The sequence below is a fragment of the Streptomyces roseoverticillatus genome, from assembly GCF_000719265.1.
In the GTDB taxonomy this organism is placed as follows: Bacteria; Actinomycetota; Actinomycetes; order Streptomycetales; family Streptomycetaceae; genus Streptomyces; species Streptomyces roseoverticillatus.
Genome location: NZ_JOFL01000001.1, coordinates 38,660 through 60,907 on the forward strand (window position 1 = coordinate 38,660; position 22,248 = coordinate 60,907).

At 74.5% G+C, this 22,248-nt stretch carries 18 protein-coding genes and 1 riboswitch; of the genes, 9 read left to right on the forward strand and 9 right to left on the reverse strand.

Going from position 1 to position 22,248, the window contains the following annotated elements; genetic code table 11:
• Positions 1-107: 107 nt before the first annotated feature.
• Positions 108-1,385 carry an MFS transporter gene (locus IF61_RS0100195; protein ID WP_107042941.1) on the reverse strand — a complete coding sequence of 426 codons (1,278 nt, stop codon included), beginning with the start codon at positions 1,383-1,385 and terminating at the stop codon, positions 108-110.
• Positions 1,386-1,679: 294 nt separating this feature from the next.
• On the opposite strand from IF61_RS0100195, the gene IF61_RS0100200 reads away from it, so the two are divergent.
• Complete coding sequence (locus IF61_RS0100200) at positions 1,680-3,350, forward strand: glutamate--tRNA ligase (protein WP_030364070.1); 1,671 nt, start codon at positions 1,680-1,682, stop codon at positions 3,348-3,350.
• A 120-nt stretch (positions 3,351-3,470) separates the two neighbouring features.
• Here IF61_RS0100200 and IF61_RS0100205 read toward each other — a convergent pair whose 3' ends face one another.
• Positions 3,471-4,028 carry a LuxR C-terminal-related transcriptional regulator gene (locus tag IF61_RS0100205; protein WP_397945438.1) on the reverse strand — a complete coding sequence of 186 codons (558 nt, stop codon included), beginning with the start codon at positions 4,026-4,028 and terminating at the stop codon, positions 3,471-3,473.
• A 353-nt stretch (positions 4,029-4,381) separates the two neighbouring features.
• On the opposite strand from IF61_RS0100205, the gene IF61_RS0100210 reads away from it, so the two are divergent.
• The 3 genes from IF61_RS0100210 (at position 4,382) to IF61_RS0100220 (ending at position 10,248) form a co-directional block, all read left to right on the forward strand.
• A complete protein-coding gene (locus tag IF61_RS0100210) occupies positions 4,382-8,443 on the forward strand; it encodes a type I polyketide synthase (RefSeq protein ID WP_052392266.1) in 4,062 nt (1,353 codons plus the stop codon).
• Positions 8,444-8,741: 298 nt separating this feature from the next.
• Positions 8,742-9,404 carry a TetR/AcrR family transcriptional regulator gene (locus IF61_RS0100215; RefSeq protein ID WP_030364073.1) on the forward strand — a complete coding sequence of 221 codons (663 nt, stop codon included), beginning with the start codon at positions 8,742-8,744 and terminating at the stop codon, positions 9,402-9,404.
• Between the two features lie 223 nt (positions 9,405-9,627).
• Positions 9,628-10,248 (forward strand): 2OG-Fe(II) oxygenase, encoded by a 621-nt coding sequence (locus IF61_RS0100220; protein WP_030364074.1) that lies wholly within the window; start codon positions 9,628-9,630, stop codon positions 10,246-10,248.
• On the opposite strand, the gene IF61_RS0100225 is transcribed toward IF61_RS0100220, so the two are convergent.
• Positions 10,249-11,493: a sulfite oxidase gene (locus tag IF61_RS0100225; RefSeq protein WP_245684343.1), complete on the reverse strand. Its 1,245-nt coding sequence runs from the start codon at positions 11,491-11,493 to the stop codon at positions 10,249-10,251.
• Positions 11,494-11,839: 346 nt separating this feature from the next.
• Positions 11,840-13,102: an MFS transporter gene (locus IF61_RS0100230; RefSeq protein WP_052392267.1), complete on the reverse strand. Its 1,263-nt coding sequence runs from the start codon at positions 13,100-13,102 to the stop codon at positions 11,840-11,842.
• A gap of 96 nt (positions 13,103-13,198) precedes the next feature.
• Here IF61_RS0100230 and IF61_RS0100235 point away from each other — a divergent pair, with 96 nt between their 5' ends.
• Positions 13,199-14,191 carry an ArsR/SmtB family transcription factor gene (locus tag IF61_RS0100235; RefSeq protein WP_030364077.1) on the forward strand — a complete coding sequence of 331 codons (993 nt, stop codon included), beginning with the start codon at positions 13,199-13,201 and terminating at the stop codon, positions 14,189-14,191.
• A 133-nt stretch (positions 14,192-14,324) separates the two neighbouring features.
• Here IF61_RS0100235 and IF61_RS0100240 read toward each other — a convergent pair whose 3' ends face one another.
• The 3 genes from IF61_RS0100240 to IF61_RS0100250 all read right to left on the reverse strand — a co-directional run bounded on the left by IF61_RS0100240 (position 14,325) and on the right by IF61_RS0100250 (position 15,485).
• On the reverse strand, positions 14,325-14,540 hold the full coding sequence (locus IF61_RS0100240) for a hypothetical protein (protein ID WP_030364078.1): 216 nt from the start codon (positions 14,538-14,540) through the stop codon (positions 14,325-14,327).
• A 181-nt stretch (positions 14,541-14,721) separates the two neighbouring features.
• Positions 14,722-15,027 carry a hypothetical protein gene (locus tag IF61_RS36465; RefSeq protein ID WP_030364079.1) on the reverse strand — a complete coding sequence of 102 codons (306 nt, stop codon included), beginning with the start codon at positions 15,025-15,027 and terminating at the stop codon, positions 14,722-14,724.
• 101 nt (positions 15,028-15,128) lie between these two features.
• Positions 15,129-15,485, reverse strand: coding sequence for a hypothetical protein (locus IF61_RS0100250; protein WP_030364080.1), 357 nt, complete (start codon positions 15,483-15,485; stop codon positions 15,129-15,131).
• A gap of 216 nt (positions 15,486-15,701) precedes the next feature.
• Between IF61_RS0100250 and IF61_RS0100255 the strand changes: the two genes are divergently transcribed.
• The gene (locus IF61_RS0100255) at positions 15,702-16,094 is read left to right on the forward strand and encodes a hypothetical protein (protein WP_030364081.1); all 393 of its coding nucleotides are present in this window, start codon (positions 15,702-15,704) and stop codon (positions 16,092-16,094) included.
• A gap of 40 nt (positions 16,095-16,134) precedes the next feature.
• A riboswitch (cobalamin riboswitch) is annotated at positions 16,135-16,344 on the forward strand.
• A gap of 178 nt (positions 16,345-16,522) precedes the next feature.
• Complete coding sequence (gene metE / locus IF61_RS0100265) at positions 16,523-18,847, forward strand: 5-methyltetrahydropteroyltriglutamate--homocysteine S-methyltransferase (protein WP_030364082.1); 2,325 nt, start codon at positions 16,523-16,525, stop codon at positions 18,845-18,847.
• 69 nt (positions 18,848-18,916) lie between these two features.
• Here metE and IF61_RS31930 read toward each other — a convergent pair whose 3' ends face one another.
• The gene (locus tag IF61_RS31930; protein ID WP_043187291.1) at positions 18,917-19,690 is read right to left on the reverse strand and encodes a TetR/AcrR family transcriptional regulator; all 774 of its coding nucleotides are present in this window, start codon (positions 19,688-19,690) and stop codon (positions 18,917-18,919) included.
• A 114-nt stretch (positions 19,691-19,804) separates the two neighbouring features.
• Between IF61_RS31930 and IF61_RS0100275 the strand changes: the two genes are divergently transcribed.
• Both IF61_RS0100275 and qcrB read left to right on the forward strand, forming a co-directional pair.
• Positions 19,805-20,080: a hypothetical protein gene (locus tag IF61_RS0100275; RefSeq protein WP_030364084.1), complete on the forward strand. Its 276-nt coding sequence runs from the start codon at positions 19,805-19,807 to the stop codon at positions 20,078-20,080.
• A 103-nt stretch (positions 20,081-20,183) separates the two neighbouring features.
• The gene (gene qcrB, locus IF61_RS0100280) at positions 20,184-21,830 is read left to right on the forward strand and encodes a cytochrome bc1 complex cytochrome b subunit (protein WP_043187293.1); all 1,647 of its coding nucleotides are present in this window, start codon (positions 20,184-20,186) and stop codon (positions 21,828-21,830) included.
• On the opposite strand, the gene ctaF is transcribed toward qcrB, so the two are convergent.
• Positions 21,827-22,222 carry an aa3-type cytochrome oxidase subunit IV gene (ctaF, locus tag IF61_RS0100285; protein ID WP_030364086.1) on the reverse strand — a complete coding sequence of 132 codons (396 nt, stop codon included), beginning with the start codon at positions 22,220-22,222 and terminating at the stop codon, positions 21,827-21,829. The two genes, qcrB and ctaF, sit on opposite strands and share 4 nt — an antisense overlap.
• Positions 22,223-22,248: the final 26 nt, after the last annotated feature.

The following is a 22,248-nucleotide window of genomic DNA, read 5'->3' on the forward strand; positions in this document are numbered from 1 at the left end:
GCCGGCGTCCGGTGCCGGCCACCCCACTTCCGCCGCGGCGGCGGTGTGCCACAACGGTGGCGATCGGCGGTGCCGTGCGGCCTGAGGCCGGGCGACGGCACCGCCGGTCACCCGGGCGGGGGTTGCGCGCCCTGGCGGCGGGAGCCTTGTTGCCGCGGTAGCCGGCGGGGCCGGGTGCCTTGGGGACCCGGGACGGGGCCGTGAGGCGGCGGGCCCGGAGCCCCGTCCCGGCGGACGCCGCGACGGGCGCCGCGGCGGGCACCACGGCGAGCACCGGCCAGGTGGACGGCCAACGCGACCACGGCGCAGCCGGACGCGGCCAGCGGCAGGTCGTACGGGGCGAGGCCCGCCGCCAGGGCCGCGCCGCCGAGGGCGGCGCCGGCCGATCCGCCGAGGTACGTGGCCGAGCTGTTGAGGGCGAGGGCCGCGGCCCCGCGGGCGGGCCCGGCCGCCAGCAGGCGGTGCTGCTGGGGGACGACGAAGGCCCAGCCGGCCGCGCCCCACACGGCCAGCAGCGGCCACAGCCACCACGGGCCGCGGGCGAACCCGATCGCCGCCAGGGCGAGGGCGAGTGCCGACAGCAGCACCCCGGTCAGCAGGCCGGGACGGGGGACGCGGTCCAGCAGAGGGCCGATGGCGAAGCTCCCCAGCACGCCGCCCAGCCCCCACACCCACAGCCCGGCGCCGCCGGGCCCTCCGTCCGCCGCGTCCAGCACCGGCAGGAGATACGTGTAGAGGCCCAGGCTGGCGACGGTCTGGCAGAAGGTGGTCAGGACGGCGGCGCCGGTCCGGGGGGCCTTCAGCTGGGCGGCGCGCTCGGCGAGCGAGGGCAGGGTCGCGCCGCCCATGGGCGGCAGCAGGAGGGCCGTGCCCAGGTGGGCGGCGGCTCCGATGCCGGTCACCAGCCACAGCGCGGAGCGCCACCCGGTGTGGCCGGCGAGCAGCAGGCCCACGGGGACGCCGAGGACGGTGCCGCAGCTGAGCCCGCCCAGGACCACGGCCAGGGCGCGGCCCCGGCGTTCGGGTCCGGCGAGGAGCGAGGCGGCCGCAGCGGCGGTGGGCATGAAGACGCCGGCCGCCGCGCCCGCCAGCACGCGCGTGCCCGCCAGGCTCACCGCGTCCGGGGCGAGCGCGCCGGCGGCGTTGGCCAGGGTGAAGGCGGCCAGGGAAACGAGCAGGATCCGGCGCATGCCCAGGCGGCCCAGCGCGGTCTGCGCGAGCGGGGCGAGGAGCGCGTAGGAGACGGCGAAGACGGTCACGAGCTGACCGGCCGCCGCGGCCCCGCCGCGGAACTCGCCGGAGATCTGCGGCAGCAGTCCGGCCGTCATGTAGGCGTCGGTGCCCACCGCCAGGGCGCCCAGCGCCAGCAGGATCACGCGCAGCACATCGGCGTCCTTTCCCTCCGTCCGGGCCGGCCCTCTTGCGGGGCAGCCGGGAACAGCGTGGCTCACCGCCCGTCGTGACGGGCCGGTGCGCGGCGCGGAGGGTTCGGGTTCCCACATCACCGTCAGCGCCGGGACGGGGCACGGGGGCCGGGGCGACCTAGTGTCGGCACCCGGACACCCGCTCTGTTCACCGCAGTTGACCCGTTGCCCCGTTCATCGCTGCTGCTTCATCGCTGCCGATGCTGCCGATGCCGATGCCGCTGATGCCGCTGTTGCACGACGGAAGGATGTGCCATGCAGGACCGTGACGTCATCGATTCGTGGTTCCCCGCCGACCTGCGCTCCTGCGAGGTCTGGGAGGAGCACTTCGCCCCGCGCAGGCTCCCGCAGGACGCGCACGTGACGCGCTTCGCCCCCAGCCCGACGGGCTCCGTGCACCTGGGCGGGCTGTACGTGGCGCTGCTCGCGCAGGAGGCGGCCCGGCGCAGCGGCGGCACGTACGTCGTGCGCATCGAGGACACCGACAAGCGCCGGGAGGTCGCGGGCGCGGCGGAGGAGTTCGCGCGGGTCTTCGGCTACTTCGGCCTCGACCCCGACGAGGGCGCCGGCCGGCCGGGCGCGTGGGGCCCGTACCTGCAGTCGGACCGGGAGGGCATCTACCTCAGCTACGTGCGCGAGCTGGTGCGCACGGGTCAGGCCTATCCCTGCTTCTGCTCGCCGGAGGTGCTCGCGCGGAACGCGGACGAGCAGCAGCGGACGCGGTCGCCGCTCGGCTACTACGGCAAGTGGGCGCGGTGCCGTGGGCTGAGCGTGGAGCAGGCGCAGGAGCGCATCGCCGCGGGCGAGGCGTTCACCGTCCGCTTCCGCTGCCCGGTGGGGCTGCCGGGCCGGGTGCGCTTCCGCGACCGGGTCCGCGGTGCCCTGACGATGCTCGACAACGGCAACGACGTGGTGATCCTCAAGTCGGCGGAGCAGGGCCGGCGGCTGCCCACGTACCACTTCGCGCACGTCGTCGACGACCACCTGATGCGGGTGACCCTGGTGATCCGCGGCGAGGAGTGGATCTCCTCGCTGCCGGTGCACCACCAGCTGCACCGCGCCCTGGGCTTCACGCCTCCCCAGTACGCCCACATCGCCCCGCTGATGAAGGTCGAGGGCTCCAGCAGGCGCAAGCTCAGCAAGCGCAAGGACCCGGAGTCCGCCGCCGCGTTCTACCTGACCGCCGGCTACCCGGCGCAGGCCGTGCGGCACTACCTGCGCGGCCTGGCCAACAGCCGGCTGGCCGACCTGCCGGCCGGCCGCGCCCTGGCCGAGCCCGTGCGCCTGGAGGAGGCGGGGACGGCCGGCCCCATGGTGGACCTGGGCAAGCTGCGCTCGGTCAGCCGCGACTACATCGCCTCGCTGTCCCCGGACGAGGCCCTGCGGGCCCTGTCGGCCTGGGCCGGGGAGAACGACCCCGCGCTCGCGCGCGTGCTGCGGGCCCACGGGGACCTGGCCGTACAGGCCCTGGAGATCGGCCGGAGCGGTACGGGGACGCCGCGCAAGGACCTGGCCTGCTGGAGCGAGTTCCGCCGCGCGTACGGGTTCTTCTTCCCTGGCCTCCACACTCCGGTGGGCGCGCTGGACGACGCCCGGCTGGGGCTGCCCGCCCGGCAGGTCGCCGAGCTCGTCACCGACCTCGCCGGCAGCTACCGGCACGCCGGCCCCGCCGAGGTCTGGTACGCGCAGTGGCGCGACCTGGCGCAGCGGCACGGTTTCGCGCCGGACGTGCGGACGTACCGGGCGGATCCGCAGGCGTACCACGGCTCGGTGCGCGAGGTCGTCAACGTCCTGCGCGTGTGCGTGACGGGCACGGACCGCAGCCCGGACCTCTTCCAGGTCACCCGCGCCCTGGGCGAGACGGAACTCCTGGACCGGCTGCGCCCGCTGGCGGACGCGGCGGCCGCGGAGCACGCGGCCGTGTAGCGGAGGGCTGCGCAAGAAGAGCCGTGGCGGAAGACGGCGCACGGGAAGCGGCCGGTGCCGGGCGGGCTGGGGGTCCAGCTCACCCGGCACCGGCCGCTTCGGCGTGCTGCGGGAGACGTCTCAGCCGGCGGCCGCGAGCTCGCCGGCCCTGGGCAGGTCGCCCTGGATGGCGACGGCGAGCTGCGCGCGGCGGCTGATGGACAGCTTCCGGTAGATCCGGGTGATGTGCTGCTCCACGGCACGGGGCGAGACGGCGAAGCGCTCGGCGATCTGCCGGTTCGTCAGGCCGGCGAGCATCATGCGGGCGACGCGCCACTCGTGCGCGCTGAGCTGCGTGTCCGTGCGCGGTCCGGCCTCCCCGGCCGGCCCGCTCTCCCCGGCGGGCCCGGGCCGTCCGGGCACGGCGGCCGGCGGCTGCTCGGCGGCCTCGACGAGGGCTTCCAGAGCCCTGATGCGCGTCTCCAGGACGAGGTGCTCCTGTACGTACGGGTCCTCGCCCAGCACCTGCTGGAGCTCTCCGCGGGTCGCGGCCTTGACGACGAGCATCTCGCCGCAGCCCTCCCGCCAGGAACCGCCGTGCAGCAGCACGCCCAGGCGGGACATCCTGCGCCAGTAGGTGCGGTGCGCCGGAAGCGTCCGCCGCAGGCGGTCGTCGTCCCGGAACTCCCTGTCGACCAAGTACCTCACCATCGCTGCCCCCGTCTGTCGTCCGTCACGAAGCCTGTTGTGAACCAGCGCCTAAATTTATATTTGCATGCAATCTTGAACTCAAGCCCAACTTTTCGGAAGGACTGCACCCCCGGCGGACGCCCGCCGGGCATCACAGAAACCGATCAACCGGGATGCAACGGACGGAACATGGCGCGGATTCAGCCAGTCCAAGGAGGGACCTACAGGCCAACATTGATCTCCAGTGCATCTTTGGACCACAATCGCCCACGCCAGTGGGGCCGTTGCTTCCTCTCTCGCCGCCCCGCCGCTCCGCACACGTTCGGCAATGACCTTCAGCACGTGACGAAGTGGGGTTTCACATGGACGTCTTGGCTCCCGAACACACCGTCGCCGTGGTGGGCATGGGATGCCGGTTCCCGCAGGCCACCGGGACCGGCGAGTTCTGGCACAACCTCCTCGCCGGGCGGGACTGCGTCACGCCCGTCCCCCGCGAGCGATTCGACATCGCCCCGTACCACACCGACACGCCCGGCACTCCGGGCAAGACCGTCTCCCGCCACGGCGGCTTCCTCGGCGACCCGTTCTCCTTCGACGCCGCCTTCTTCGGCATCTCCCCCGCCGAGGCCGCCGGCCTCGACCCCCAGCACCGGCTGCTGCTGCCCGTGGTCTGGGAGGCCCTGGAGGCCGCCGGCATCACCCCCTCCTCCCTGGCCGGCAGCCGCAGCGGCGTCTTCATCGGGCAGGCCACCGCCGACTACGCGGACGGCGGCCGGCACACCCTCGGCGACGTCACCGGAAGCCACCTGCGCGCCATGGCGGCCGGCCGCATCTCGTACGCCCTCGACCTGCGCGGCCCCAGCATGACCCTGGACACCGCCTGCTCGTCGTCCCTGGTCGCCGTGCACTCCGCGCGCCAGAGCCTGCTCAGCGGCGAGACCCGGCTGGCGATCGCCGGCGGCGTGAACGTCATCCTCTCCCCGCAGGACGCCATCGCCTACTCCCAGGCCGCGATGCTCTCCCCCGGCGGCCGCTGCAGGTTCGGCGACGCCGGCGCCGACGGGTTCGTCCGCAGCGAAGGGGCCGGCGTCGTCGTCCTCAAGCTCCTCGCGGACGCGCTGCGCGACGGCGACCCCGTGCTCGCCCTGCTGGCCGGCAGCGCCGTGACCAACGACGGGCGCGGCAGCGGGCTGCTCCTCAAGCCCGCCGTCTCCGGGCAGGTCGACATGCTCACCGCCGCGTGCGCGAGCGCCGGGATCCGCCCCGCCGACCTCGCCTACATCGAGGCCCACGGCACCGGCACGCCCGTCGGCGACACGGTCGAACTGCGGGCCCTGGCCCAGGCCCTGGAGGACCTGCCCGCCGGCCGGCGCATGCGCACGGGCTCGGTCAAGAGCAACATCGGCCACACGGAGGCCGCCGCCGGCATCGCCGGGCTGATCAAGACGATCCTCGTCGCCCGGCACGGCATCGTGCCCGCCTCGCTGCACCAGCACACGCCCCACCCCCTGCTCACCCGCCCGGGCTTCCCCGTCGAGGTCATCACCCGCAACGAGCCCCTGCAGCGGGCGGAGGACGGCGCCGGAGCGCCGGGCGGGCGCACCCTGCTGGGCGTCAGCTCCTTCGGGCTGTCCGGCACCAACGCCCATGTCGTCGTGGCGCGTTACGACGCGCCCGCGCCCGAACCCGCGGCGCCCGCCGTCGCGTTCCCGCCGCGGACGGCGGACCCGGCCGCGCCGTCGACGGCGGTGCGGCCGGTCCACCTGCTCGTCCTCAGCGCCCGCTCCCGCTCCTCCCTCGCCCGGCTGGCCACCGCCTACGCCGATCACCTCGGCCCCGGCGGCGCGGGCCGCGACCTGCCGCTGCGCGACATCTGCGCCACCGCGGCCCTGCGCCGCGACGCCCACCCCTACCGGCTGTGGGCCACCGGCGCCGACCACGACGGGCTCGCCCGCACCCTGCGCGACCTGGCCGCCGGCACCGGCACGCCGCACGGGGCCCCGGGCCCGGGCGTCTTCGGGCCCCCGCGCCGCACCGTGCTCGTCTTCCCCGGGCAGGGCTCGCAGTGGGCGGGCATGGGACGGTCCCTGCGGGCGTCCTCCCCCGCCTTCGCCCGCGCGCTGCAGGCCTGCGACGAGGCCGTACGGGACGAGGCGGGGTGGTCGCTCACCGAGCTCCTCGACGCCCCGGAGGAGGACTTCCCCGCCGAGGTGGACAAGGTCCAGCCCCTCCTGTGGGCGGTCGAGGTGGCGCTCGCAGCGCACTGGCAGGACATGGGCCTGCTCGCCGACGCCTGCACGGGCCACAGCATGGGCGAGGTCGCCGGGGCCGTCGTCTCCGGAGCCCTCACCACCGCGCAAGGGGCCGCGGTCATCTGCCGCCGCAGCCGCCTCATGCGCACCGTGGCCGGGCAGGGCGGCCTGCTCGCGGCCGAACTGGCGGGCCCCCAGGCGCAGGAGACCGCCCTGCTGGAGGGTCCGGGCGTGTGCGTGGCGGCGGAGAACGCCCCCACCACCACGGTCCTCGCCGGCGACCTGGCCGCCCTCCACCGCGTCAAGTGCCGCCTGGACGCGGCCGGTGTCTTCAGCCGCTTCGTCAAGGCCGACGTCGCCTCCCACTCCCCCCTCATGGACCGGCTCACCGGCCCGCTCCGCGAGCGGCTCGCGGACCTGGCCCCGTCAGCCGCCGGCATCCCGCTGCACTCCACCGTCCGCAGCGCACCCGTCGGCGGCCACGAGCTGGACGGCGCCTACTGGGCGGCCAACCTGCGCGAGCCCGTACGGTTCCACGACGCCGTCCAGACCTTGGCCAAGGCGGACGACTCCGTCTTCGTCGAGGTCAGCCCGCACCCCGTCCTCCAGGCCGCGATGGAGGAGACCCTCGCCGAGACCGGCGTCCCCGGTGCCGTCGTCGCCTCCGGCCACCGCGGCCGGGACGAGGGCACGGAACTGGCCGGGGCGCTCGGCCGGCTCTTCGCCGCGGGCGGGCGCGTCGACTGGGAGCGCTGGTTCGGCGGCCCGGCCCGGCACGTGCCGCTCCCCGCCTACCCCTGGGACGAGCAGCACTTGCGCCGCCCGGACGCCCCGGACACCGGTCCCCGGCCGGCCGGGGGTGTCACCGCCGACTTCCCCCAGGATCCCGGCGCACCCGCCGTCTCCCTGCGCGGCCTGGCGCCCATCCCTCCTGTCGTACACCTGCGCGCCCTGCACGAGGCCGCCGCGGCAACGGCGCACGAGGGCGCGAGGTTCGTCATCAAGGACGCGCGCCCGACCTCCGGGGCCGCCGCCGTCACCGCCGCCGGCGGGCCGACCCTGCGCGCTCGTCTGGGCAGCCCTCTGGACGGAGCCCGCCCGGTCCTGGTCGAAGCCCTGCCGGGCGCAGCGCACAGAGCCACGGCCCCCCTGACGTGCCTGACCGCGACGGTGCACGCGGCGGGCGAAGGGGACGGCCCCGCGCCCGACCTCCAGGACGCCGTCGCAGCGGCCCTCTCGCGCTGCCACGACTACCAGCCCGCCGGGCGGTTCCTGTCCGGCACGGCGCAGCGCGGCTACGGCATCCCCGGCGCGTACGGGGCTGCCGTGCAGCACGTGTGGCGGCGCGACGGGGAGTCCGTGGCGCTGGTCGCCCCGCCCGGCGGCCTCGGGCAGGCGGCTTGGGAGGCGTGCCTGCTGCCGTTGCTGGCCGCGGTGCCCGCCGGCGCGTCCGCGCGTCACGCCTACCACCCGGTCTCCTTCGGGCACGTGCGCTTCGACGGCGAACTGAGCCCGCACGTATGGGTGATGGCCGCCTTCGCCCCCGACCGGGCGGGCGCAGGGGCCCGTGCCGACGTGACCGTCGTGGGGGCGCACGGCAGACGTCTGGCCGAATTCCGCGGCATCCATCTCGAACGCCTTTCCGAGTCGCCGGCGACAGGAGCACGGCCCGGTTCGGCACTGCGCCTGCCCGAATTCGCGGCCCATCTCGTGGAAGGTGCGGTGCACGCTCCCAGAACGCTGGCTTCCGCGCTGCGCGGGGCCCTGGCCCCGGCCCGTGCCCGCGCATTCGCGAATTCCCCCGCAATTCCCGCAGCCCTTCCGGCAAATGCCGCGTCCGGTCGCGATCCGGAACCCGGATCCGGCCATGAAGCGGAAGAGGCTCCCCGAATGCCTGACAGAGCGGGCCCGGCCGGCGGCCGGGCGACGGAGGGGGAAGCGGCCGGGCCGACGGCGCTCGTCCACGGCGCGGCCCGCCTGCTGGCCATGGCCCCCGACGGCATCGACCCCCGCCGTCCCCTGCGCGATTATGGCCTGGATTCACTCATGGCAGCCCGGCTGCGGCAGCAACTGCTCGCCGAGCACGGCCTGGTGGTGTCCGTCACCCGGCTGCTGGGAGAGGAGAGCGCCGAGCGGCTGGCCCGCGATCTGCAAGGAACCGACATCTCGTAACCGGAAGGCGGGCGGGCTTTGTCGGGCGGGGATACGGGCGGGGATACGGCGCGAAATGCCGTATCCCCGCATCGCCTCACAGCGCCTCCACACTTCGTGAACTTCCAACCATTCATGGATCGTGGTACAAGTAGATCGCCAGACGGGGGCGGGGTCTTCATGCCGGGGACGCACGACCGTGTCGGCAAGGCGACGGCATGATCATCCATTCGCGGCGGGGCGGATTCGCCGGTCCACCCCGGGCAGCTGGCATGCGAGGCCGCAAGCCGGAGAAGCGATGAACCCAGCAGGAGCAGCCATGGATGACACGCCCGCCACGACGGATTGCGCCGCCCCCCTCGGGCGCCGCGAGCGCAACAAACTCAAGGTCCGCAGCCGCCTGTACGACTCGGCGCTGAAGCTCTTCACGGAGAAGGGCTACGAACAGACCTCGGTCGACGAGATCGCCGAGGCCGCCGACGTCGCGCGCGGCACGTTCTTCAACCACTTCCAGCGCAAGGAAGACCTCATCAGCGCCTGGGGGGAACAGCGGCGCGCCCGCCTCAGGGACGGCCTGAGCACCTCCGGGATCGAGCAGCAGGAGACCCTGCGCGCCGCCCTGGAGCGCTGCATGCGCATCCTGGCCGACATCAACGAGGAGGAGCGGGACGTCACCCGCTCCATGCTCATGGCCTGGGTGAAGGCCGGCCGCCCGATGCAGGAGGCCCCGTACGCCGGCGAGATCTTCGCCGAGGTCGTCGACGCCGCCCTGGAGCGCGGCGAACTGCCCGCGGACATCAACGCCTACCGCGTCGGGTGCCTGCTGCGCGACATCTATCTCGGGACGCTCTACCGCTGGTCCCAGGCGGAGGAGCGGGACGCCCACCTGGAGCTGAGCACCGAACTCCACGCGGCCTGCGGCATCATCCTCGACGGGATCCTCCCCGCGGGGCGGGCGGAGCCGGCAGCCGTGCCCTGCTGACGGGGGCCGCCGCCCTACGGGGCCTCCGCTGCCGGTCCTTCCTCTGCGGTCCCTCTTCCGCCGGTGCTTCCTCTACGGGTCCTCCGCTACGGACCGTCCCCCGCGGTCGTCGTTCCTGTACGGATCTCCGTACAGCCCGCCTCCCGCCGGCGCGCCTAGCATCACCGCCTGCCCTCGCCCGCACCCCGTGCGGGCGCCCGCCAGCAGGAGAGGTCTGTTCCAGATGCTGCGCACCACCGCCGAATTCACCAGGACCAGCGGACCGATCGCCGCCCACGTGGCGACGGGGATCCTCACGGAGTCCGCGATCCGGGAACTGGACGCCGCCTATCCCGGTGACGACCGCTTCGGGAAAGTGGTCTTCTCCAGCCCGGTCAAGCGCTTCCGGCTGGGCTCCCTGTGGCTCTCCCGGGACGGCAAGCGGCTGCCGGCCGCGGAGAGCCTGCCCGCGGTCTGGTCGCAGCTGCTCGACGGCCTCGACGGGCCGGAGTTCACCGCGCGGCTGGAAGAGGTCACCGGGCTGGCGCTGGCAGGCCTGCCGCGCGACACCGGGCTGTTCACGCACGCCGAGGGCGAGTTCATCTCGCTGCACCACGACGAGCCCGAGAAGGCCCTGACCGTGGTGCTCTACTTCAACCGGGACTGGCCCGCCGACGGCGGGGGCCACTTCGAAGTCCGCGCCTCGCACAACCCCACGACCGCGCCCGTGCGTTCCCTGCCGCCCGTGGCCGGCACGGCCGTCGCCTTCGACTCCTCCGTCTGGCACGCCACCTCCACGGTGACCACCGGGCGCACGCTGCGGGCGGCCGTCCTGGAGTTCTGGCGCGACCGCCCGCAGCGCTGATCAGACGACGCGGACGGGGTGGCGGACCACCGCGTCGAAGAAGAAGCCCTGGTCGTTGGGGACCGAGCGGAAGGGCTGGGTGACACCGGACGTGTCCGTCGCCCGGGCCATGAGGCGGGCGGGGCCGGGCTCCTGCGGGTGCCAGTGGGTGCTCCAGCGGACCCAGCCGCCCGGCCGGGGCGCGTCGTGCAGGCGGGCCTCCCGCCACGAGGCGCCGCCGTCCGTGCTGACCTCCACCCGGCGGATGCCCCCTCCCCCGGACCACGACCGGCCCGTCAGCCGGTGCCCCCGGCCCGCGGCGAACGCCTCACCAGGGGCCGCTTCGAACGCGCTGCGCACGGGCTGGCGGGTCAGGGGAGCGCTGCCGCCGGGTGGGTGGGCGGAGCCGAAGAGGCGATAGAACACGGTGTTCCACGGGGAGAACAACGGACGGTCCGACACCTCGACGTCCCCGACCCACTTCACGGACGCGATGCCCACCCAGGACGGCACCACCAGGCGCGCCGGGCAGCCGTGGTCGGGCAGGAGCGGCCGGCCGTTCATCTCGTACGCCAGCAGGACGTCGTCGAGGGCCTTCGCCACGGGCAGCGGCCGGCGCACGTGCCCGTAGCCCGTCCCGCCCGCGGTGAACACCGGGTCGAGGCCGCGCGGCATCACGTCCACCGCCCGCCGCGACAGGCCCGCCGCCCGCAGGACGTCCGACAGGCGCGCGCCCCGCCAGCGCGCCGCGCCGACCGCGCCCATCGTCCAGGGGGTGCCGGTGACCCGGTCGCCCTGCTGGGAGGCGTAGTAACTGCGGCCGTTGCCCGCGCACTCCAGGCACGCGCTCGACGTCACGGCCGGCAGGGACCGCAGGTCGTCGTAGGAGAACTCCACCGCCCGGCCGCGCAGTCCGCCGCCCCACACCGTGAGGCGCCACCGCGCGGGGTCGAGGACGGGGGTCGACGTGTGGTTGCGGACGAAGAACCGGTCGACCGGCGTGTGGTAGCCCGTGCCCCGCAGCGCCGCCCAGTTCGTCTCCGCGTTGGTGTCCCGTACGGTGAACAGCTCAGGCGGCAGGGGCTTGACGATCCCCGGCCTCCCCGCGGCGGCCGCCGCGCCCGCTCCGGTGCCGGCCCCGGCGGCGGCGAGCCCTGCCGCGGCGCTCAGCATGCGCAGCACGCCCCGGCGCGAGAGCCCTTCCCCCACGGCTTCACCCGACAGGAACTGCCGCAGCCTGTCGCGGTCGTAGGCGCGCTCGGACATGTACCGGTTCCTCCCCGACATCCCGTAGAGCGGGCGTCCCGAAGAGCGGGGCGCGGACTCCACCACACGCTGGAAGCAGACTCCACCACACGCTAGGACACGCCCGGCGCTCTGTCCCCACCGCAATCCGGCCGCACCACGGGTCCGGCCGTGCCGGGTTGACCTGAGCCGAGCAGAGCACTGACGGCCGCAGCGACCCCGGATTTCGCCACCACGGCGTTCTCGCCCGACGGGCGCTTCGGCAGCCGCCACGGCAGCGACGAGGCGCTCGCCAGGGGCACCGCCGAGGAGTGAGCGACCGCGCCAAGGCCTGATCGACGGTACGGGGTACCGGCAGAGGCTCCTGTCACAGGCCGGGGATCTCGCGCAGCCGACGCAAGGGTGAGCAGTTGACCGGCACCCAGGCGAGCGCCAGGCCGAGGGCGCCGGCCCAGAGCGCGGCGCGGACCGAGAGCAGCTCGCCGAGGAGGCCGGCCAGCGCGGCGCCGACGGCGAGGGAGCCGGTCAGGACCAGGCGCATGGTGGCGTTCATCCGGCCGAGCAGCCGGTCGGGGGTGGCGCTCTGCCGGAAGGTGACCAGCAGGACGTTGTGCACGCCGACCTTGAAGGTGGTGACCAGCCAGCCGCCCGCGGCCGCCCAGAGGGCCGGCCCCCGGTCGGCCACGGCCAGGAGCAGGCCGAACGGCGCAACGGCCGGGCCCAGCAGCCGGAGGACCCGCCCGGCGCCGAGCCGGCGGGCCAGGGCGCGGGCCGACAGCGAGCCGAGCAGGACGCCGGCGGCGCCGGCGGCGAAGAAGAGACCGACGGCGAAGCCGGGGAGGGCGAGTTCGCGGACGAGCAGGAGCGGGAGCACGGTCTGGCAGAGCTGGATCGACAGATTGGTGCAGGCGCCCGCGACGGCGACCGCACTCAAGGACGGGTGGCCGAAGACGAAACGCACGCCCTCGCGGATGTCTGCGAGCAGGCGACCGCGTTCGGTCGGCTCCGGCGCCGGTTCCGGCCGGCGGATCCGCGCGAGGCAGAGAGCCGAGCAGAGGTAGCTGGCCGCGTCGGCCACGATCGCCGCGGGGGCGGACAGCAGCCCGATGAGGAGTCCGCCCACGCCGCGGCCGCCGATCTGGGCCGCGGCGTCGACCGTCACCAGCAGGGAGTTGGCCGGGGCGAGCCGGTCCCGGCCGATCAGGTGCGGCAGGTGGCTCAGCGCGGCGACGTCGTAGAAGACGGTGGCCGCGCCCGACAGCAGGACGACGACGTACAGCTGTCCGATGGTCAGGACGCCGAGCGCCCAGGCCGCCGGCACGGAGAGCAGGAGAGCCGCTCTGAGCAGGTCCGCGGCGATCATCACCGGCCGCCGGCGCATCCGGTCGACCCAGGCCCCGGACGGCAGGCCGATCAGCAGGAACGCCAGGGTGCTCAGCGTCGCCAGCAGGCCGACCTGGCCGGCGGTGCTCCGCAAGGCCACCACGGCGACCAGGGGGATCGCCAGGTAGCTGATCGAACTGCCGAGTTTGCTCACCGCCGTCGCGGTGACGAGCAGCCGGTAGCCGGGGTCGTGGAGCAGGGGGCGGGGAGTCGTGGCCGGACGTATGTCCGGTTCGGTCGTGGTCATGGCGGGAGCCTGTCCGCCGCCCCGCGTCCGGGGCCATGAATTTAGGCTGTACTGAATCTACGGAGCCACCGGATGGGGCGAGGAGAGGGGCGCGGCATGCTGGAGCTGGAGTTCACGGCCCGGGACGTGGCGCGGACGAGGTTCGCCCTGTCCCCCCTGTGGGAGGTCGTGGCCGGCGTCCGGATCCTGAAGAACGACACCGGGGAGTTCGGGCTCTTCCGCCCCTGGGCGGAGCGGGCGAGGCAACGGCTGGCAGCCGCCGGGCTCGACTGGGGCCTGCTGGCCGATCTGGTCCCCGCCCCGCCCCGGACCATCCCGCTCTTCGTCGCGCCGCCTCCCACGACGCCGCTGGCCGATCTCGGGGTGGAACTGGCCGTGCTCCGCGCCACCCCCGTGGAGCAGGTGCGCTCCGGCCTCGGCGGAAGGCGGGCGCCGCGATCCGCCCGCCTCGAGGCCCTGCGCGAGGACCCGCGGCGCGGCCTCGCGGAGCTCGCCGAACTCGTCGAGGCGTACTGGGAGATCGCGCTCGCACCGTACTGGCCGAGGATGCGCGCGCTGCTGGAGGGCGACGTGCTCCACCGGGCGCGGCTCCTGGCCGAGGGCGGCGCCGACAGGCTGCTCGGCGACCTGGACCCCGCCGTCGGCTGGGACACCGACACCCTGCGCGTCCGGCACCTCCACGCCCGGGACACCCGCCGGCTCGACGGGCGCGGCCTGCTGCTCGTGCCGTCGGTGTTCGCGTGGCCGCGCGTCTTCTCGATCACCGCCCCCGGCTGGCAGCCCACGCTCCGGTACCCGCCGCGCGGCGTGGCCACGCTGTGGGAGCGGCGCACAGCGGTCGCCGGGCCGCTCGCCGCGGTCATCGGCCGCGGCAGGGCCCGGCTCCTCGCCGAACTCGACACCCCCGCCTCCACCACCGAGCTGGCCCGCCGTACGGGCATGACCCCGGGCGGCGTCTCCCAGCACCTGACCGTGCTCCGCTCGGCAGGCCTGATCGACGGCCATCGCACCGGCCGCTACGTCCTCTACACCCGCACCGAGGCCGCTGAGGTCCTGCTGACCGCCGCGGCCGAGGGCCTAGGGCACTGACAGCGCCGCGCGCTCGGCCTTCTCCGGCCGGCCGGGGCCCCGGCGGTTCTTGCGGGTCACGGGATTCCGCCCCCTGCCCACAGCCGGCTCCGGCCACGCAGAAGTTCCGGCCCCGACCGGCAAGGCTCCGGCGTCAGGAGTCCTTGCCCTCGACGACGCGCCGGGCCGCCTCGCTCTCCGCGGCGGCCGGTGACAGCTCGCTCAGCGTGTCGAGGTCGGTGTCTTCCCGGAGCTCGGTCTCCCAGGCGGCGGCCAGCTTCTCCTGCTGCTGGCGCGGCTGCCTCCGGACCTCCTCGCGGTGGGCCGGGCTCAGGGCCTCCAGGAATCGCGCGACATCGTCGGTCGGCATGGGTTCTCCCTCGTCAGCGTCGACGGCCAATCCCCTTCCCGCTGCCGGGAGCCCCCGGATCAACCGGCCCCTCCGCTTCACCTGAAAGGGGACCGGGCGGGCGCCGGCAGGCGGAGCGGCCGCCGGGCGGCTGCCCGTCCCGGCGAAAGCGAAGGGACGGGCAGCCGCGCGACGGCGGGGACTACTCCTGCCGTACGTACAGCAGCAGCCGGGCGAACAGGCCGGGCCTGCGCGGCGCACCGCGGGGCGCGGCGGGCCCGGCTTCCGCGACGGGCGCGCCGGGGGCGGCGGGCGGCTTCTCCCCGCCCCGGCTCGCGGGGGGCGTGGTGCGCGGTCCTCCCGGCGGGCCCGGTGGGTTCTGCGGGTCCGGGGCGGTGGCCGGGGGCTGCTCGCCGCCGGCGGAGGCGTGCTCGGGGCCGGGTTCGGGGGCGCGGTAGACCTGGGCGCGCAGATAGGCGCTCAGGACGCGCGCGGGATCGAGGGGCATGACGTCTCTCTGCTTCTCGTGCCTGCAGGTGTGAGGAAAGTTCCGGGCGTGCCGGACGCGGCTGCCCGTCCCGTACGGGGCGGGACGGGCGGGGGTTCCTCTCAGCAGCGCAGGACGTCGTTGCGCGCGTGGCCCGCGGTGGCCGCGGGGCCTTCGGGGGCCGGCGGTGTCAGCCGGCAGCCGGGGGCCGGCGGGGATCCGGCTCCCGTGGAGTCCTGCGGGGCGGGGATGCAGGTGCGCCTGCCCGGAGACGCCTGGACGCGGGGCGTGCGGTTGTCCGCGACGCAGTCGTCCGCGGTGGCGAACTCCACGGACACGGGGGTCTCTTCCGGGCCGGAGCCCAGGGCGAGCACCGTGCCGCTCCCTCCGGAGAAGAGCAGCAGGACGGAGACCAGCACGGCGACCGCGGCGCGCAACACGGGCTGCGACGGCGGCGGTGCGGGGCTCCACAGGGTCATGCACCAAGCGTAATCAGTCAATTACTTTGGGCGCATTCCACCGTTCGGGTGAGGCCACGGGCGCCGGGGCGGCATCTCCCGGCGGGAACGGGGCAGCTGGCCCGTATGGTCGCACAGCCCGCGGCACGGAACCCGGGCGCGCCGTACGGTCGGAGCAGGGCTTCTCCGCGCACGGCGGCGGCCCCGGTCACGGCAACGACGGCGGAGGAGGAGCAGGTGACGGATGCCCGGGAGAGTGCGGACCACGTCAGCGTGCATCTGACGGACTGCGGCCACCAGGACGCGGGCGCCGTCTTCGGCGTCCTGGAGGCCGTCTTCCCCGAAGCCGGTCCGCCGCGCAGCGAGACCAGCCCGGGCGCGCCCGGCGCGGGCCCGATGATCTGGTGCATGACGGTCGACACCCGCACGCGGCTGGGCGAGGGCACGGCGCAGCCGGGGAAGGCTCCCCTCTCGGGCACGGTCACGGCCGACCTGTTCGGCGCCGCCGACCCGGTCCGCCAGGTCAAGGAGGAGCTGGAGCGCGCCTTCGCCGCCGAGCACCGCGGTCACGTCTCCGGCGAGCACGAGATGGAGCTGCGGCTGCGGCTGGCGACGCGAACCGGCTCGTGAGGCGCGCCACTTCACTCTTCCGTGACCCTGCCCCGCGGCCTAGAGTGACGGTGCAGCTGGTTCGCCCTGCTCTCCAGGCAGGCGCGTCGCAAGAGGGAACCCGGTGGGAATCCGGGACTGCCCCGCAGCGGTGAGCGGGAACGACCGCCGTCATACGCACTGGATCCGTACGGGTCCGGGAAGCGACGGCCAGTAGGTGCCATGTGGCGTGCCCGCAAGTCCGAAGACCTGCCAACTGCCCGTGCGCAGCCGAGCGCACGGAGATCCCGGTGACCTCGAGGGCGGGTCGGCGCACACATCAGGCGGGCACACGCGGCGGCGCGACGAGCGACCGCATCGCGGCGGCGGCCCGCCCGGTCTGCCGTTCCTTCGCGCCTTCCGCCCGTCCCGGGGTCATGGACGCACGCACGCTCGCGAAGGAGAGTTCCGTGACCAGCAAGTCCGCAGCCGCGGCAGCACAGGCCACCGTCCACGGCTACCCCCGGCAGGGGCAGGGCCGTGAACTGAAGAAGGCGATCGAGGGGTACTGGAAGGGCCGCGTCACGGCCGGTGCCCTGCGGGACACGGCCGCCGCACTGCGCCGTACGAACTGGCAGCAGCTGGCCGGGGCCGGTGTTCACGAAGTGCCCACGGGCGACTTCTCGTTCTACGACCACGTCCTGGACACCAGTGTGATGGTCGGTGCGATCCCCGCGCGGCACCGCGCGGCCGTCGACGCCGACGCCCTGGACGGCTACTTCGCCATGGCCCGTGGCACGCAGGAGGTGGCGCCGCTGGAGATGACCAAGTGGTTCGACACCAACTACCACTACCTGGTCCCCGAGCTCGGCCCCGACACGGTCTTCGCCGCGGACTCCGCCAAGCAGGTCGCGGAGCTGAAGGAGGCCCTCGCGCTCGGCCTGACGGCCCGTCCGGTGCTTGTCGGCCCCGTCACGTACCTGCTGCTGGCCAAGCCCGCGCCCGGCGTCGCCGCCGGCTTCGAGCCGCTCACCCTCCTCGACCGGCTGCTGCCGGTGTACGCCGAGGTCCTCGCCGACCTGCGGGCCGCGGGCGCCGAATGGGTGCAGCTGGACGAGCCCGCCCTGGTCCAGGACCGCTCCCCCGCCGAGCTGAACGCCGCCGCCCGCGCCTACCGCGACCTGGGTGGTCTCACCGACCGGCCCAAGCTGCTGGTCGCCTCCTACTTCGACCGGCTCGGCGAGGCCCTCCCGGTCCTCGCCAAGGCGCCGGTCGAGGGCCTCGCCCTGGACTTCACCGGTCCCGCCGCCGCCAACCTCGACGACCTCGCGGCCGCCGGCGGGCTGCCCGGCAAGCGGCTCCTCGCCGGCGTCGTCAACGGCCGCAACGTGTGGATCAACGACTTCGAGAAGTCCCTGTCCACCCTCGGCACGCTCCTCGGCCTCGCCGGCCGGGTCGACGTCTCCTCGTCCTGCTCCCTGCTGCACGTGCCGCTGGACGCGGCGGCCGAGCGGGACATCGACCCGCAGATCGCCCGCTGGCTCGCCTTCGCGCGCCAGAAGGCCGCCGAGGTGGTCACGCTGGCCCGCGGCCTGGCGCAGGGCCCGGACACCATCGCGGCCGCACTGGCCGCCAACCGCGCCGACCTGGCCTCGCGGGCCGGCTCGGCCATCACCCGGGACCCGGCCGTCCGCGCCCGCGCGGCCGCCGTCACCGCCTCCGACGGCCGCCGCTCGCAGCCGTACGAGCAGCGGGCGGCCGCCCAGCGGGCCCACCTCGGCCTGCCCCTGCTGCCGGTCACCACGATCGGCTCCTTCCCGCAGACGAGCGAGCTGCGCACCGCCCGTGCCGACCTGCGCTCCGGGCGGATCGACACCGCGGCGTACGAGGAGCGCATCGAGGCCGAGATCCGCGAGGTCATCTCTTACCAGGAGAAGGCGGGCATCGACGTCCTCGTGCACGGCGAGCCCGAGCGCAACGACATGGTGCAGTACTTCGCCGAGCAGCTGACGGGCTATCTGGCCACGCAGCACGGCTGGGTCCAGTCGTACGGCACGCGCTACGTCCGCCCGCCGGTCCTCGCCGGTGACATCTCCCGCCCGGAGCCGATGACGGTCCGCTGGACGCGCTACGCCCAGTCGGTGGCGGGCAAGCCCGTCAAGGGCATGCTGACCGGTCCGGTCACCATGCTCGCCTGGTCGTTCGTCCGCGACGACCAGCCGCTCGGCGACACCGCCCGCCAGGTCGCCCTCGCCCTGCGCGACGAGGTCGCCGACCTGGAGGCCGCGGGCACGTCGGTGATCCAGGTGGACGAGCCGGCGCTGCGCGAGACGCTGCCGCTGCGCGCCGCGGGCCGCGCCGGGTACCTGGCGTGGGCGACCGAGGCGTTCCGCCTCTCCACCGCGGGCGTCCGGCCGGACACCCAGATCCACACGCACATGTGCTACGCGGAGTTCGGCGACATCCTCCGGGCCATCGACGACCTCGACGCCGACGTCATCAGCCTGGAGGCCGCCCGCTCGCACATGCAGGTCGCCGCCGAGCTGGCCACGGCGGGCTACCCGCGCGAGGTCGGGCCCGGCGTCTACGACATCCACTCCCCGCGCGTTCCCGGCGCGGACGAGGCCGCGGCGCTGCTGCGCAAGGGCCTGGAGGCGATCCCCGGCGAGCGCCTGTGGGTCAACCCGGACTGCGGGCTGAAGACCCGCGGCTGGCCCGAGGTCCGGGCCTCGCTGGAGAACCTGGTCACGGCGGCGCGGGAGGTCCGGGCGGAGCTGCCCGGCGGCGCTTCCTGACGCTGAAGTGAAGGAGTGACGGAGGGGCGGGCGCCGGTGCGGCACGGCGTCCGCCCCCCTGCCGTGAGGTCACCGCGCGGGCAGGATCCGGTCGAGGTGGTAGTCCAGCGTGGTCCGCACGTCGGCGAGGGTGCGCCGGCCGTGGAGCACGTCCATCCCCAGCCCCGTCACCCCTGACACCAGCAGATCGGCCTCCCGTTCGGGGTCGAGGCCGGGCGCCGGCCCGCCGCCGGCCGCGCACGCCTGCCGGATCAGGCCGGCGACGAGCCGCTCCACGGGCTGGGCGTCGTGCAGGAAGACCTCGGCGAGGGCGGGGTCGTTCAGGCTGCGCACGTAGTACGCGACGAAGACGCGCAGCGCGCGGCGCCGCTGCTCGTCCAGCGGCAGGAATTCGCCGAGGACGGCGCCCAGCACGGCCCGCAGGTCCGCCGGGTCGGCGAGCCGCGCCATGCGCGCCCGGGCCCGCCGCTCGTTCTCCTCGTGCAGCAGGTGCAGCGCGGCGACGAGGAGTCCGTGCTTGCTCCCGAAGTGGTACTGGACCACGCGCAGGGAGACCCCCGCCGCGGCCGCGACCTCGCGCATGCTGGCGGCCTCCAGGCCCCGCTCCGCGGCGATCCGCCAGACGGCCTCGGCGATCTGCTGCCGCCGCGATCCCCCCTCGGTGCGAGGAGCGGTGGGCTCGGTGGCCGCGGGCGGGGCCGCCGCCCGGCCGCGCGCACCGGCCCGCCGCCGGTAGGCCTTGGCCTGGCAGCCGCGCGAGCAGTAGACGGGCGGGCGACCCCGGACGGCTGTGGCGAGCGGCGCCCCGCAGACACGGCACCCCACCGGATTTTCGTCACGCATGAAAACACTGTACTCCGCCAGAAAATGCGTGCCGAAATACGCCCTGGTGCCCGATTTCCATGCATCATTGATACAGTCGTATCAAGCAACCGAACCGTGGTCGGAGGAGGCGTCGTGCACGAGGCCTGGTACAGGGTGATGTCCATCGTGGTGCTCATCGTGGGTGTCTGGGAGGGACCGCTGGCGATCGTCTACCGGCTCGTCAGCGGCGACGAGGGCACCGTCATGCGAGCGGCGAACTACCTCCCCTCGCCCTGGTGCTACGTCGTGGCGGTCGTGGCGGCACTCCTCCTGTACGGCGTGCTGGCCGTGCTCGACACCGGGCACAAGAAGGCGCTGGCCCGTCAGAAGGCGCGGAACGACGCCCGGAGCGCCGCGCAGTCCGGGTGACACCCGGCGACCATGCGGTTGAGCTCCCGGCGCGCCGGTTACCCATCAGCCGCGGCCTCGCGCGAGGACGCGGGTGCGGGCGAGCCGACAGGGAGCGTGGCGGGTGAAAGAGAAGGTCCGGGAGGCGGCCCTGACCGGCTTCGTGGCGCTGGACCGGCGGCTGCCGGCCGCCGAGGCGGCGAAGGCGCTGCTGCGCAAGGCGTTCCCCGACCACTGGTCGTTCCTGCTGGGGGAACTCGCCCTCTACAGCTTCGTCGTCCTGGTGCTCACCGGCTCCTACCTGACGCTCTTCTTCGACCCGGGCATGACGCAGAGCGTGTACGCCGGCCCGTACGAGCCGCTGCGCGGCCTGCGGATGTCGCAGGCCTACCTGACGACGCTCGACCTGAGCTTCGAGGTGCGGGGCGGGCTGCTCATCCGTCAGGTCCACCACTGGGCCGCGCTCGTCTTCGTGGCGGCGATCGCGGTCCACATGCTCCGCGTGTTCTTCACGGGCGCCTTCCGCAGGCCCCGGGAGGCCAACTGGGTCGTGGGCCTGACGTTGTTCGTCCTCGCGCTCCTCGAAGGCTTCGCCGGCTACTCGCTGCCGGACGACCTGCTCTCCGGGACGGGGATGCGGACGGCGCACACGATCGTGATGTCGATCCCCGTCGTGGGCACGTACCTGAGCTCGTTCATCTGGCGCGGGCCGTTCCCGGGGCATGTGATCCTTCCCCGGCTGTACGTCGTGCACGTGCTGTTCGTGCCCGGTGTGCTGATCGCCCTGATCACCGTGCACCTGATCCTGGTGGTCTACCTCAAGCACACGCACTGGGCGGAACGCGGCCGGACGAACCGCAACGCCGTCGGGCAGCCCATGTTCCCGCAGTTCGCCACGAAGTCCACGGGCCTGTTCCTGATGATCTTCGGCCTGCTGACCGCGCTCGGCGGGCTCGCCCAGGTCAACCCCGTCTGGGCGTACGGGCCCTACCGGGCCGACCAGGTGGCCACCGACGCCCAGCCCGACTGGTACGTGGGGTTCCTGGAGGGCGCCCTGCGCGTGATGCCCCCGTGGGAGACGGTGCTGTGGGGGCACACCTTCATGTGGAACGTGCTGATCCCGGCGGTCGTCCTGCCGGGCCTGCTGTTCACGGGCCTCTACCTGTATCCCTTCCTGGAGAAGTGGATCGCCGGGGACCGCTCGGAGCACCACCTGGCCGACCGCCCGCGCAACCAGGCCGCCCGCACGGCGCTGGGCGTGGCCGGCATCGTCTTCTACGCCGTCCTGCTGGCGGCCGGCGGCAACGACGTGATCGCGTACTCCTTCCGGGTCTCCGTCAACACCCTGACCTGGATCTTCCGCATCGCGGTGGTCCTCGGCCCGGTGCTCGCGTTCTGGGTCACCCGGCGCATCTGCCTGGCCCTGCAGGCCCACGACCGCAGACTGCTCACCGAGGGCCAGGAGAGCGGTGACGTCGAGCAGGACGTCCAGGGCGGGCTCGGCGAGGGCCACGAGACGCTGTCCGCCGGGCAGGGCTACCGCCTGATGGTGCGTGAGGTGCCGCGGCCCCTGACGGCGCCCCGGGGCGAGCTGCCGCGCCGGCAGCGGCTGCGGCTGGCCCTCAGCTCCTGGTACTACGGTGACCGCGTCGAGCTCCCGGTGACGCCCGAGCAGCGGCGCGCCATCGAGGAGCGGACGGCCGCACCGGTCGAGCCGGAGGAGCCGGGCACGGCCGCCGAGCGGGGCGAGCCGGCCGGGCGCGGTTCCTAGCGGTTCTCGCGCTGGACGTACTGGAAGGCCATGCCGCCCACCCCGGCGGCCAGGACGCCGAAGCCGATGACGAACAGCCACAGCCCGTAGACGATGCCCAGGGCCGAGAGGGCGGCGCCCAGGGCGGTCAGCGGAGGGTAGGCGCTGCGCGGCGGGAAGAAGTCCAGCGGGCCCGCGCGGTCGGCGATCGCGGCCTTCTTGTCGTCCTCCGGCCGGGCGCCCCGGCGGCGGTAGTTCATGGCGAAGAAGAAGGACATCAGCGACGCCATGATGAAGGAGACCGTCAGCGCGGCGGTCCCCGCGGGTTCCCGCCCGGAGAGCCAGACGTAGACGGCTCCGGTGACGAGGAAGAAGCCGGCGACGCCGGCGAAGAGGACGGCCTCGGTCTTCATCGGGACATGTTCCTCGCTATCAAGGG

Excerpts from the sequence above, each read along its gene's own strand:
- IF61_RS0100235 (WP_030364077.1), top strand. The coding sequence starts at position 13,199 with ATGCTGGAGCTGGAGTTCACGGCCCGGGACGTGGCGCGGACGAGGTTC.
- IF61_RS36465 (WP_030364079.1), bottom strand. The coding sequence starts at position 15,027 with ATGCCCCTCGATCCCGCGCGCGTCCTGAGCGCCTATCTGCGCGCCCAG.
- IF61_RS31930 (WP_043187291.1), bottom strand. The coding sequence starts at position 19,690 with ATGCGTGACGAAAATCCGGTGGGGTGCCGTGTCTGCGGGGCGCCGCTC.
- IF61_RS0100240 (WP_030364078.1), bottom strand. The coding sequence starts at position 14,540 with ATGCCGACCGACGATGTCGCGCGATTCCTGGAGGCCCTGAGCCCGGCC.
- IF61_RS0100220 (WP_030364074.1), top strand. The coding sequence starts at position 9,628 with ATGCTGCGCACCACCGCCGAATTCACCAGGACCAGCGGACCGATCGCC.
- IF61_RS0100250 (WP_030364080.1), bottom strand. The coding sequence starts at position 15,485 with ATGACCCTGTGGAGCCCCGCACCGCCGCCGTCGCAGCCCGTGTTGCGC.
- ctaF (WP_030364086.1), bottom strand. The coding sequence starts at position 22,222 with ATGAAGACCGAGGCCGTCCTCTTCGCCGGCGTCGCCGGCTTCTTCCTC.
- IF61_RS0100230 (WP_052392267.1), bottom strand. The coding sequence starts at position 13,102 with ATGACCACGACCGAACCGGACATACGTCCGGCCACGACTCCCCGCCCC.
- IF61_RS0100200 (WP_030364070.1), top strand. The coding sequence starts at position 1,680 with ATGCAGGACCGTGACGTCATCGATTCGTGGTTCCCCGCCGACCTGCGC.
- IF61_RS0100210 (WP_052392266.1), top strand. The coding sequence starts at position 4,382 with ATGGACGTCTTGGCTCCCGAACACACCGTCGCCGTGGTGGGCATGGGA.
- IF61_RS0100225 (WP_245684343.1), bottom strand. The coding sequence starts at position 11,493 with ATGTCCGAGCGCGCCTACGACCGCGACAGGCTGCGGCAGTTCCTGTCG.
- IF61_RS0100215 (WP_030364073.1), top strand. The coding sequence starts at position 8,742 with ATGGATGACACGCCCGCCACGACGGATTGCGCCGCCCCCCTCGGGCGC.